The organism is Nocardioides segetis, from assembly GCF_051390595.1.
Classification (GTDB): Bacteria; Actinomycetota; Actinomycetes; order Propionibacteriales; family Nocardioidaceae; genus Nocardioides.
Genome location: NZ_JBNINR010000006.1, coordinates 291,012 through 302,959, shown reverse-complemented (window position 1 = coordinate 302,959; position 11,948 = coordinate 291,012). Strand labels below are relative to the sequence as shown.

The 11,948-nt window shown below is 72.8% G+C and carries 9 protein-coding genes; 7 read left to right on the top strand and 2 right to left on the bottom strand.

What is annotated here, in order from left to right:
• Positions 1-7: 7 nt before the first annotated feature.
• From ACPZVR_RS14085 to hrpA, 7 genes are all read left to right on the top strand, one after another.
• Positions 8-1,546, top strand: coding sequence for a flavin-containing monooxygenase (locus tag ACPZVR_RS14085; protein ID WP_436700216.1), 1,539 nt, complete (start codon positions 8-10; stop codon positions 1,544-1,546).
• Positions 1,543-2,379, top strand: coding sequence for an SDR family NAD(P)-dependent oxidoreductase (locus ACPZVR_RS14080; protein ID WP_436700215.1), 837 nt, complete (start codon positions 1,543-1,545; stop codon positions 2,377-2,379). The genes ACPZVR_RS14085 and ACPZVR_RS14080 overlap by 4 nt, the downstream gene beginning before the upstream one ends.
• Before the next feature lie 179 nt (positions 2,380-2,558).
• Positions 2,559-3,665, top strand: a complete 1,107-nt coding sequence (locus tag ACPZVR_RS14075) for an FUSC family protein (RefSeq protein WP_436700214.1) — start codon at positions 2,559-2,561, stop codon at positions 3,663-3,665.
• A gap of 67 nt (positions 3,666-3,732) precedes the next feature.
• Positions 3,733-4,176 carry an SRPBCC family protein gene (locus tag ACPZVR_RS14070; protein ID WP_436700213.1) on the top strand — a complete coding sequence of 148 codons (444 nt, stop codon included), beginning with the start codon at positions 3,733-3,735 and terminating at the stop codon, positions 4,174-4,176.
• A gap of 90 nt (positions 4,177-4,266) precedes the next feature.
• On the top strand, positions 4,267-4,761 hold the full coding sequence (locus ACPZVR_RS14065) for a SigE family RNA polymerase sigma factor (RefSeq protein WP_436700296.1): 495 nt from the start codon (positions 4,267-4,269) through the stop codon (positions 4,759-4,761).
• On the top strand, positions 4,758-5,435 hold the full coding sequence (locus ACPZVR_RS14060; RefSeq protein ID WP_436700212.1) for a hypothetical protein: 678 nt from the start codon (positions 4,758-4,760) through the stop codon (positions 5,433-5,435). Before ACPZVR_RS14065 ends, ACPZVR_RS14060 begins: the two co-directional genes overlap by 4 nt.
• A 53-nt stretch (positions 5,436-5,488) precedes the next feature.
• Complete coding sequence (gene hrpA, locus ACPZVR_RS14055; protein WP_436700211.1) at positions 5,489-9,322, top strand: ATP-dependent RNA helicase HrpA; 3,834 nt, start codon at positions 5,489-5,491, stop codon at positions 9,320-9,322.
• Between the two features lie 133 nt (positions 9,323-9,455).
• Here the strand turns inward: hrpA and ACPZVR_RS14050 are convergent, their stop codons facing one another.
• Both ACPZVR_RS14050 and ACPZVR_RS14045 read right to left on the bottom strand, forming a co-directional pair.
• Positions 9,456-11,027: an RCC1 domain-containing protein gene (locus ACPZVR_RS14050; protein ID WP_436700210.1), complete on the bottom strand. Its 1,572-nt coding sequence runs from the start codon at positions 11,025-11,027 to the stop codon at positions 9,456-9,458.
• A 311-nt stretch (positions 11,028-11,338) separates the two neighbouring features.
• Positions 11,339-11,938 carry a hypothetical protein gene (locus tag ACPZVR_RS14045; RefSeq protein WP_436700209.1) on the bottom strand — a complete coding sequence of 200 codons (600 nt, stop codon included), beginning with the start codon at positions 11,936-11,938 and terminating at the stop codon, positions 11,339-11,341.
• Positions 11,939-11,948: the final 10 nt, after the last annotated feature.

Genomic DNA, 11,948 nt, shown 5'->3' with positions numbered 1-11,948 from the left:
TCGTCCCATGAGTGCTACTCCGGGTCGCAGCAATGTCGACCACCTCATCGTCGGCGCCGGCTTCGCCGGTCTCGCCGCCGCCATCAAGCTCGACGAGGCCGGTGAGCGGGACTTCGTCGTGATCGAGAAGGACAGCGACGTCGGCGGCACCTGGCACATCAACACCTATCCCGGTGCGGAGTGCGACGTCCCGAGCCAGCTCTACTCCTACTCGTTCGCCCTGAACCCGCACTGGTCGAAGGTGTACTCGCCGCAGCAGGAGATCTGGGCCTACACCCGCAAGGTCGCCGAGGAGTCCGGCACGCTCGACCGCTTCGTCTTCGACACCGCCGTCCTCGACGCGCGCTGGGAGGAGGGGCTGCAGCGCTGGATCGTCCGGACCGAGGGACCCGACGGCGTGCAGGAGTACGCCGCCCGCACCATCATCTCGGGCTCGGGCGGGCTCTCCGAGCCGCGCCTGCCCGAGATCGAGGGCATCGAGGACTTCCAGGGCGCGATCTTCCACTCGGCCCGCTGGGACCACGACGTCGACCTCGCGGGCAAGCGGGTCGCCGTCATCGGCACCGGCGCCTCCGCCATCCAGCTCGTGCCCGAGCTGCAGCGGGTGGTCGGCCACATGGACGTCTACCAGCGCACGCCGAACTGGGTCATCCCGCGCAACGAGCGCTCCTTCTCCGCCCTGGAGCGGACGGTGTTCGAGAAGGTCCCCGGCGCCCAGCGCGCCCTCCGCTCCCTGGTCTACGCCACGCTCGAGGCCCGGGTGCCGGCGTTCGCGCGCTTCCCGCAGCTGATGCGGGCCGTCGAGCTGCAGGGCAGGAGGAACATCGCGAAGGGCATCCGGGACCCCGAGCTCCGCGCGAAGGTCACCCCCGACTACCGGGCCGGCTGCAAGCGCATCCTCATCTCCAACAGGTGGTATCCCGCCCTCGACGCCGACAACGTCGACCTCGTCACCGAGCCGATCACCAAGATCACCGGCGACGCGATCGTCACCACCGACCCCGCCACGGGCGCCACGGTGGAGCGGCCGGTCGACGTGCTCGTCGTGGCCACCGGCTTCTACGTGACCGAGCCCCCGATCGCGCAGCACATCACCGGCCGCGCCGGCCGGACGCTGGCCGACGTCTGGGACGACGGCGGCATGGCGGCGTACAAGGGGACCACGATCCACGGGTTCCCGAACCTGTTCCAGATCGTCGGGCCCAACACCGCGCTCGGCCACTCCAGCATGATCTTCATCATCGAGTCGCAGGTCCGCTACGTCGTGGAGGCCGCGAAGGCGATGCGCCGCGCGGGCCTCGCCGTGATCGAGCCGACGCAGGCCGCGCAGGACGCCTGGACCGCCGAGATCCGCCGCCGGATGCGGCCGACCGTGTGGCAGACCGGCGGCTGCGCGAGCTGGTACCTCGACAAGTTCGGCAACAACACCACCCTGTGGCCGGGCCAGACGTTCACCTTCCGGCACCACCTGAGCAGGTTCGACGTCGACAAGTACGACGTCGAGGCGGATCACCACAGCACCCAGCGAGAGGCAGTCAACGCGTGAAGAACCTCAGCAACAAGGTCGTCGTCATCACCGGCGCCGGCTCGGGCATCGGCCGCGCCCTCGCGGTCAACCTCGCCGGCAAGGGCGCCCGGCTGGCGCTCTCCGACGTCGACACCGCCGGCCTCGACGAGACCGCCGCGCTGGCCAAGGACGCCGGCTCGCCCGACGTGCGGACCGCGCGCCTCGACGTGGCCGACCGGGAGGCGTTCGCGGCGTACGCCGCGGGTGTCGCCGAGCACTTCGGCCAGGTCAACGTCGTGGTCAACAACGCCGGTGTCGCGCTGGCCGGCGACGTGGTCGACCTCGACTACCAGGACATGGAGTGGATCGTCGGCATCAACTTCTGGGGCGTCGTGCACGGCACCAAGGAGTTCCTGCCGCACCTCATCGCGTCCGGCGAGGGCCACATCGTCAACCTGTCGTCGCTGTTCGGCCTGCTCGCGATGCCCGGCCAGAGCGCCTACAACGCGACCAAGTTCGCCGTGCGCGGCTTCACCGAGGCGCTGCGCGAGGAGATGCTGATCGCCGGCCACAACGTCGGCGTGACCTCGGTCCACCCCGGTGGCATCAAGACGGCGATCGCCCGCAACGCCCGCGTCTCCGCCAAGGAGGACAAGGCGGCGACGGCCAGGCTGTTCGACGAGAAGCTCGCGAAGATGACGCCCGAGCGCGCCGCCGAGATCATCGTCAGGGGCATCGTGAAGAACCAGGCGCGAGTCCTCGTCGGCCTCGACGCGCACGCCCTGCACAACTTCCAGAAGTTCACCGGGTCGCGCTACGAGGACGTCGTGGCGCTCGTCTCCAAGCGGGTGCTCCCGGCCAAGGCGGTCTGACCTCTAGATGAGTAACTCCAAGGGATCGTGCCAGCGAGCGGCGCTCAACGCGTGCGCTGGCAAGGCGCAGGCGCGACGGCATGCTGGGTGCACGTCGAGCGTCTGCAACGCCGCCAGCGTGCGTGGTGAGCGTCGCGCAGCGTGCGAGCCCTTGGAGTTACTCATCTAGGGTCTCCCTTGTGGAGGCGGTGAACGACGGGGTCCTGGACCGGATGTGGTCGCGCAGCCGGCTCTCCCTGCGCGGCCGCATCGACCGCTGGCGCGACAAGCTGTGGGTGGTCGCGCAGTGCTCGATCGCGGCCGGACTGGCCTGGTTCGTCGCCCACGACCTGCTCGGCCACGACCTGCCGTTCTTCGCGCCGATCGCCGCGGTGCTGTGCCTGGGCACGTCCTACGGCCAGCGCCTGCGGCGCGTCATCGAGGTCATGCTCGGCGTCGCCATCGGCGTCTTCATGGCCGACGTCCTCGTCGCCGGCATCGGCTCGGGTGCCTGGCAGCTGGCACTGATCGTGTTCCTCTCGATGTCGATGGCGCTGCTGCTCGACGCCGGGATCATGTTCGTCTCCCAGGCCGCGGTGCAGTCGATCGTCGTCACCGTGCTGCTGCCGGGTGCCGGCGGCGCGTTCCTGCGCTGGACCGACGCGGTGGTGGGCGGTTGCGTGGCGCTGGTCGCCGCGATGGTGGTCCCGGCGGCGCCGTTGCGGCGGCCCCGGGAGCAGGCGGCGGCGGTCGCCCGCAAGATCGCCGAGCTGCTGCGCGCCGCGTCCGACGTCATGGTCGACGGGGAGGTCACGCACGCCCTCGAGCTCCTCGCCGACGCCCGCCGGACCGACCGGCTCATCCGCGAGCTGCAGGCCGCCGCGGAGGAGGGGATGTCGGTGGTGAACTCCTCGCCGTTCCGGGTCCGCCACCGCGAGCCGCTGCGCCGGATGGTCGAGCTGGTCGACCCGCTGGACCGTGCGCTGCGCAGCACCCGGGTGCTGGTCCGGCAGACGTCGATCACGGCCTACCGCCGGCTGCCGGTGCCGCCGTCCTACGCGCGGCTCGCGGCCGACCTCGCCGCCGCCGCCGACGCGGTCGCCGACGAGCTCAAGGCCAACCGGATCGCGATCGCCGCGCGCGACGACATCCTCGCCGTCGGCGCGGCGACCGGACAGGTGGAGCGCAGCGGCGTTCTCGCGGTCGAGGCGATCCTGTCCCAGCTGCGGGCGATCGTCGCCGACCTGCTCATGGTCACCGGCATGGGGCAGCTCGAGTCGACCGACGCGCTGCCGCCGCCACGCTGAGCCACGGATCGAGACTGAGCGGCCGGCGTACCCGCGAGAACCCGCGACGGCGTGTCACACTTCAGCCGTGAGCCAGGTGGTGGAGCAGAGCGTCGAGATCGCGGCGCCGATCGGCACGGTGTTCGCGTACGTCGACGACTTCACCACCACCAAGGACTGGATGTACGGCCTGAGCCGGATCGAGCCGGTCACCGAGCAGCTGCACGGCGTCGGCGCCCAGTACGACGGCGTGATGAAGGTCGGCGTACCGCTCAAGGCGCGGATCGTGTGCACCGCCTGGGAGCAGGACCGCCTGCTCGAGCTCACGTCCGTCAAGGGCATCGAGACGACCCAGCGCTGGAGCTTCACCGATCTCGGCGACGGCCGCACCCGGGTGGACGCGTGGATCAGCTTCACCCTGCCCGGCGGCCCGGCCGGCAAGGCGATCGCCGGCGCCGTCAAGCCCGTCGTGGGGGTCGCGGTCAAGCACTCCAGCGAGGCGCTGATCCGCAACGTCGAGCGCCTCGTCTAGAGAAGAGGGTCGCGCCGCCGCCCAACCGATCCGCGATCCGTTCCGTCAACCAGGCAACAGAGCCGGACGGAGAGGAGCAGGGTGAGCAGTATGCGGGACGAGGAGTTCGCGGCGTATGTCGCCGAGCGGCGGCCGCGGTTGTTCCGCGCGGCCTGGCTGCTGTGCGGCGACCCCCACCAGGCCGAGGACATCGTCCAGGCGGCCCTCACGCGGCTCTACGTCGCGTGGCCGCGCGTGCGCCGGGCGGACTCGGTGGACGCCTACGTGCGCCGTGCCGTCGTGAACGCGCATCTCGACGAGGGTCGCCGGCCGTGGCGGCGGGAGGCCTCCGCGGGCGAGGGGCTGCCGGAGGTCCCCGTCGCGGCCACCGCGGTCGAGGAGCACGACGCGCTGTGGACGGCGCTGCGTGCCCTGCCGCCCGGCCAGCGTCGCGTCGTGGTGCTGCGCCACTGGTGGGGACTGAGCGTCGAGGAGACCGCCGCGGACCTCGACGTCAGCACCGGAACCGTGAAGAGCCAGACCTCCGCCGCCCTCGCCGCCCTCCGCGCGGCGCTGGCCGACGACCTGACCAAGGAGACCTCATGACCGACCTGATCGACACCGATCTCGCCGCGCGCCTCGCGCATCTCACCGACGCCGCACCCGTGCCCGCGGTGCCCACCGCCGACGACGTACGACGGGGGCGCGGCCGGCTGCGGCGGCGCCGTCTGGCCCGGGCCGGTGCCGGCGGCACCACGCTCGCGGTCGCCGCGGTGACCGGCCTCGCGCTCGGAGTACCCGGGGGCCAGCAGGCCGCCGCGCCCGCGCCCGGCCCCGCGGCCCAGGTGGCTCCCCCCGTGCAGCCGCAGGCCCCGCAGGCTCCGCGCTCCGCGCCCCGGGACGCGGTCGCGGCGAAGGCCCCGGACCTCGCCCGGGCACCGGGCGACGCCGGGGTGACCCTCGCCCAGATGCTCGCCATGTCCGAGGTGCTCGACGACGACCTCGGCGGCGGACAGACGATGCACCTGTCGATCGGCACCCCGGACAGCTGGCAGGAGGCCGGCGCCGACCGGTGCGCCGCCGGCTGGGACTGCCGTGACGTCGACGTCGCCGACGCGTCGCGGGCCAAGGTCGCCTCCGCCGGCGCCACCTCGCAGGTGATCGCGGAGTTCCCGCAGGGCATCGCGGTGCTGTCCTTCACCACCGCGGACGCGTTCCCGGCCACGCTGGCGTTCCGCGACCCCAACCCCGACCCGGCCGGGCTGCGCCTGGGCGACTGACCGCCGAATCCCGGTCGATCCGGCGGGGGTGGTGATGGGACAATGGCCCTGCTGTGGACATCACCTACCCGCCGGACCTGCCGGTCAGTGCCCGACGCGACGACATCGCCGCCGCGATCCGCGACCACCAGGTCGTGATCGTCGCGGGCGAGACCGGCTCCGGCAAGACCACCCAGCTGCCCAAGATCTGCCTGGAGCTGGGGCGTGGCGCGCCGGGGGAGGACGGGCGGCCGCGGATGATCGGCCACACCCAGCCGCGCCGGATCGCCGCCCGCTCCGTCGCCGAGCGGATCGCCGAGGAGCTGGGCACCGACCTCGGCGACCTGGTCGGCTACCAGGTCCGGTTCACCGACAAGACGTCGAAGCAGAGCCGGATCAAGCTGATGACCGACGGCATCCTGCTCGCGGAGCTGCAGCGCGACCGGCTGCTGCGCCGCTACGACACGATCATCATCGACGAGGCCCACGAGCGCAGCCTCAACATCGACTTCCTGCTCGGCTACCTGCGCCAGCTGCTGCCGAGGCGCCCCGACCTCAAGCTCGTCATCACCTCGGCGACGATCGACCCCGAGCGGTTCGCCGAGCACTTCGCCGACGTCCGCACGGGGGAGCCGGCGCCGATCATCGAGGTGTCGGGGCGGACCTACCCGGTCGAGGTGCGCTACCGGCCGTTGATGGACCTGCCCGAGGACGACGACGAGGGCGAGCCCATCGTCAGGGACCAGACCGAGGCGATCGTCGATGCCGTCAAGGAGCTCTCGGCCGAGGGGCCGGGCGACATCCTGGTCTTCCTCCCCGGGGAGCGCGAGATCCGCGACACGGCCGAGGCGTTGGCTCCCCTGGGCGAAGGCATCCGCGGGGTCGACGTACTGCCGCTCTTCTCGCGGCTCTCCGCCGCCGAGCAGCACCGGGTCTTCGCGCCGGCCCGGGGCTCCCGGCGTCGCGTCGTGCTCGCGACCAACGTCGCCGAGACGTCGCTGACGGTGCCGGGCATCCGGTACGTCATCGACACCGGCGTGGCGCGCATCTCGCGCTACTCCGCGCGCACCAAGGTCCAGCGCCTGCCCATCGAGCCGATCAGCCAGGCGTCGGCCAACCAGCGCTCCGGGCGCTGCGGCCGGGTGGCCGCGGGCATCGCGATCCGGCTCTACTCCGAGGAGGACTTCGAGGCTCGCCCCGAGTTCACCGATCCCGAGATCCTGCGGACGAACCTCGCGTCGGTCATCCTCCAGATGACCTCCCTCGGACTAGGCGACATCGAGCGGTTCCCGTTCGTCGAGCCGCCCGACCGCCGCAACGTGCAGGCCGGCACCCAGCTCCTCGAGGAGCTCGGCGCGGTCTCTGCGACGGGCGAGCTGACCAAGACCGGCCGGCGGCTGTCCCGGCTCCCGATCGACCCGCGGCTGGGGCGGATGCTGCTGGAGGCCGAGCGGCTCGGCTGCGTGCGCGACGTCCTCGTCATCGTCGCCGCGCTCTCGCTCCAGGACCCGCGCGAGCGGCCCGGCGCCGACCATCCCACCGAGCGCGCCCAGGCCGACCAGCTGCACGCCCGGTTCAAGGCCGAGGGCTCGGACTTCCTCACCCTCCTCAACCTGATGAGCCACCTGCGCCAGCAGCAGAAGGAGCTGTCGGGCAGCGCGTTCCGGCGGATGTGCAAGCGCGAGTACCTCAACTACCTGCGGGTGCGCGAGTGGCAGGAGTTCGTCGCCCAGCTGCGGCAGGTGACCAAGGAGATGGGGGTGCGCCTCGAGGCGCCGAGCGACACCCCGGACGCCGACGGCATCCACCAGGCGCTGCTGTCCGGGCTGCTCTCGCACATCGGGGTGCTGGAGGAGCGCGAGAAGCGGGACAGGCCCGGGCCGGGCGCGCGCAAGGACGGCCGGCGTCCCGGCCCACGGGAGTACCTCGGCGCCCGCGGTGCCCGGTTCGCGATCTTCCCCGGCTCCGGTCTCGCGCGGAAGAACCCGCCCTTCGTCATGGCGGGCGAGCTCGTCGAGACCGGGCGGCTGTGGGCCCGCCAGAACGCCGCCATCGACCCGCGCTGGGCCGAGCGGCTCGGCGCGCACCTGGTGAAGCGGACCTACTCCGAGCCGGCGTGGTCCCGCAAACGGCAGGCCGTGATGGCTCGCGAGCGAGTGACTCTCTACGGCGTACCCCTGGTCGCCGACCGACCGGTGTCCTACGGCAAGGTCGACCCCGAGCTCTCCCGCGAGATCTTCATCCGGCACGCGCTGGTCTACGGCGAGTGGGACACCCGACACCGGTTCTTCCAGCAGAACCGCAAGCTCCTCGCGGAGGCCGAGGAGCTCGAGCACCGTGCTCGCCGGCGCGACCTCGTCGTCGACGAGCACACCCTCTTCGACTTCTACGACGCCCGGGTGCCGGAGGGGATCGTGAGCGGCGCCCACTTCGACCGGTGGTGGAAGGACGCACGGCGCCAGCAGCCCGAGCTGCTGACCTTCGACCCCGCGATGCTCACCCACGACACCGCCGACGAGGTCCGCGAGGCCGACTACCCCGAGCAGTGGTCGCTCAGCGGTGGGCTGACCTTCCCGATCAGCTACCACTTCGAGCCGGGGGCGAAGGACGACGGGCTCACCATCGACATCCCCGTCGCCACCCTCAACCGCGTCGACGACGACGACTTCTCCTGGATCGTGCCGGGCCTGCGCGAGGAGCTGGTCACCGAGCTCATCCGCAGCCTGCCCAAGGCGCTGCGGGTCAGCTTCGTGCCGGCCCCCAACACGGCGCGCGAGTTCCTGGCCGCCGTACCGCCGGGGGAGGAGGCGCTGCTCACCGCGCTCGAGCGCTACCTGCGCTCGACCACCGGCGTGCACGTGCCGCGCGAGGCCTGGGACCTCGCGGCCCTGCCCGACCACCTCAAGCCGAGCTACCGCGTCGTCGACGAGGACGGCCGGGTGCAGGGGCGCGGCAAGTCGCTGGCCGAGCTGAAGGCGCCGCTGCAGCCGCAGTTCGACAAGGCGATGGCCGAGGTCGCCGCCGACTCGGGGGTCGCCCGCTCCGGCGAGACCACCTGGGTGTTCGACACGATCCCCGCCACCGCCACCTGGACCCGCGCCGGCCACGAGGTCGAGGCCTATCCGGGGCTGGTCGACGAGGGCGCCACCGTCGGCCTGCAGGTCTTCGGCTCCGAGGACGAGCGCGACGCCCGGCACCGCCTCGGCGTCGTCCGCCTGGCGCTCCTGGCCCTCGGCTCCGCGCCGCTCGCCGGCGTGGTCGAGGGGCTCGGCAACGCGGAGAAGCTCGGGCTCGCCGGCACGCCGTACTCCGGTGTGCCCGCGCTCCTCGACGACTGCCTGCGCGCCGTCGTGGTCGACGTGGTCGACGCCCGGCCGCCGGTGCGCAGCCGGGAGGAGTACGACGCCCTGCTGGCCGCGCTCCGCCCGCACGCCGCCGCGGGCGTGCGCGACGTCCTCGCCGAGCTCCTGCGCGTGCTGGCCACCTGGCGGGAGGTCGACCGGCTGCTCACCGGCCGCGCCGACCTGCCCCTGCTCCCGGCGCTCACCGACCTGCAGGGGCAGCTCGGCCGCCTCGTGCACGACGGCTTCGTCGGCGAGGCCGGCGCGGCCCGGCTGCGCCGCTACCGCACCTGGCTCGCCGCGATGCGCGAGCGTCGGACCGCGCTCGAGACGGGCGGTCCCGCCGCCCTCATGAAGGACCGGCAGCGGATGGACGTCCTCCAGCCGCTCCAGGACGCCTATCTCGCCCGGGTCGCCGCCCTTCCGGACGGCCGCCCCGCCGGCACCGGCCTGCGCGCGATCCGCTGGATGCTGGAGGAGTACCGGGTCTCGCTGTGGGCACAACAGCTCGGCACCGACGGCCCGGTCTCGGACGTGCGGATCCGCAAGGCCCTCGACGCCCTCTGACCCGGCGCAGATTGAACTCCGGCAGGCCCCGACCCGGCGCAGATTGAACTCCGGCAGGCCCCGACCCGGCGCGGATTGAACAGCGGGAAGCGCCGACCCGGCGCAGATTGAACAGCGGGGGATGCGCGCGAAGTCAGCGCAGGGCGTAGCCGTTGACCGAGCCCGCGCCGATCGCCACGACCCCGGTCAACCCCAGCTCGACCGGGGTCGGGATGCCGTCGGTGATGTGCGAGGGACCGGTCTTGGGCGCGCCGTTGCCGACCTGCCCGGACTGGTGATCGCCCCAGGCCCAGATCCGCCCGGAGGACGTCAGCGCGTAGCCCGTGTGCTCGCCGCCGACGATCCGGCTGACCTGGGTCAGGGTGACGTTGACGGTGGGCGTGAGCTGCGGGCTCCCGCCGTTGTCGAACCCGACGTCGCCGTACCGACCGGAGCCCCAGCTGAAGACGATGCCCCCGGCCTGGATCCGGAAGCCGGCGGCGCTGCCCGCGCCGATGGCGACGGCGGCGAAGCCGGGCTGGACGTTGATCGGCTGGTCGCGGTGCGCGGCCAACCCGTGGCCGATCTCGCCCTGGTTGCCGTAGCCCCAGGCCCACACCTCGCCGGTGCCGCCCCGGCGTACATAGGCAGTCGCGTGACCCGCGGCGATGGCCGTCGCGTCGTTGATGAAGTCGACGAGGACCGGCGTCGGGGCGTCGATCCCGCTGGTGTCGTTGCCGAGCTGGCCCACGCCGCCGACGCCCCAGGAGGCGACCTGGCCACCGGCGAGGATGGCGTAGGCGTTGTAGCCGCCGGCGGCGATGGCCGTCGCCGGCGCCGGCAGGTTGACCCGCACCGGCACCCGGGAGTGGTACCCGAGACCCGACTGCCCATTGCCGAGCTGGCCGTAGCGCCCCGATCCCCAGGCCCACACGGAACCGTCGGACCTCAGCGCGTAGGCGGACTCCCGGTTGGCGGCGATCGCGGTGACGCCCGTCAGGCCGGCGACCTGCACCGGCCAGGTGCGGTCGCCCGTGCGGCCGTTGCCGAGCTCGCCGTTCTGGTTGAAGCCCCAGGCCCACACGGTGCCGTCCCCGCAGAGCCCGTACGTCGAGCGCGAGCCTCCCGTGATCGCCTGGAGACCGCGGATTCGCGGGATCTCCACGGGGGCGAGCCGGTCGGTCGAGTCCGCCGTGCCGAGGCGCCCGTGGTCGCCCTCGCCCCAGCCGTACGCCGTCGACCCCGAGGTCGCGCAGAAGGTCGGCATCGCATAGGCGACCGACACGACCCGACGCTTGCCACTGCGCTTGACGCGCACCTTCTTCTTGCTGACCTGGGGCGTGACCTGCTGATCGAAGAGCTCGATCGGCGCGGCCTTGATCTTGTAGACGCCCGGTGCCAGGCGCTTGAGGTTCGTCGACCTCGTGATGACCTTCTTGAACTTCTTCTTCCGACCGGGCTGCTTGGGCCCCTTGACGGTGACCTTGACCAGCGAGGCCGCCTCGGCGGGGTGCTGGAGCTCGACCCGCAGGCCCTTCTTGCGCTGCTGCGTGCGGGGATGAGCCGGGTCGCCCGTCACGTGACCAGGGGACGCCGTGTGGCCGCCCGGCTCGTGGCCGGGGCCGGCAGCGAGGCCCGGTGCCGTCGCGGCGGTGGCGAGTCCGGTGCCGAGCGCGGTGCCGATGCACAGCAGCGTGAGCCGACGGAGGGGGTGCGAACTGGTCATGGGGGCTCCCGTGGCAGCGCGGACGAGTTTCGACACAGTAACCGCAGTCGCATCCCTCGGCCAGGGTTCCGAGAGATGTCCGCCTCCGGGGCCCGCTGGCGGGCCGCCGCCCTTGTAACCCTTAGTTACAAGCCCGAGTGTCGAGCACACCGGACCGGGAGCGCCTCACGGCGCAGGGCCGCTCGTAGCGGCTTGATGTTGGGACCCGGGGCTGCCGCGACCCGGCGTGCTCGACTCGCCAAGTCTACGTCGTGCCCGGGGCTGCTTCCGCAAGGTCGCCGATGTCGGCGCGCTCACGCCGGCACCTCGGATCACGCCAGGCGGTGGGCGAGCTCCAGGTGGCCGGCCGCCTCGAGCTGCTCGGCGAGGGCGAGGGTACGGCGGACGTCGGCGTCGGGCACGTCGGGCAGGGTCGCCCGGCCGGCGGCGACGACCCGGGCGAAGGCGGCGGCGCGGAGCAGGACGTCGGCGAAGTCACCCTCGGCGATGCCGCGGAGCACCTCGTCGACCATCCGGCGCAGCTCGTCGGGACCCGGCGGGTCGGCGACGCCGGCGACGACGCGCGCGAACTCCGCGCGAGCGCGGCCGGCCTCGAACTGGCGGGCGACACCGGCCGGGTCGGCGTACACCCACGACCGGAGCAGGTAGAGGCGCCACAGGCAGCCGGCGAGCGTGTCGGCCGCGGCGTGGGACCAGACCTCGGCGATGGTCTCGATGCCCTCGGTCTCGGCGAGGTGGACGAGCCGCTCGGAGACGCCCGCGTCGTCGCTGGAGTGGGCGCCGCGGACCAGCAGCGCGGCGGCCCGGTCGGCGGCCTCGGTCAGCAGCGCCGGGTCGGTGCCCTGCGCGTGCTCGTCGAAGAACGCGGCCTCCCGCGGCGCGGGACGATGGTGACGCCGGTGCTCGGACACCCGATCAGCC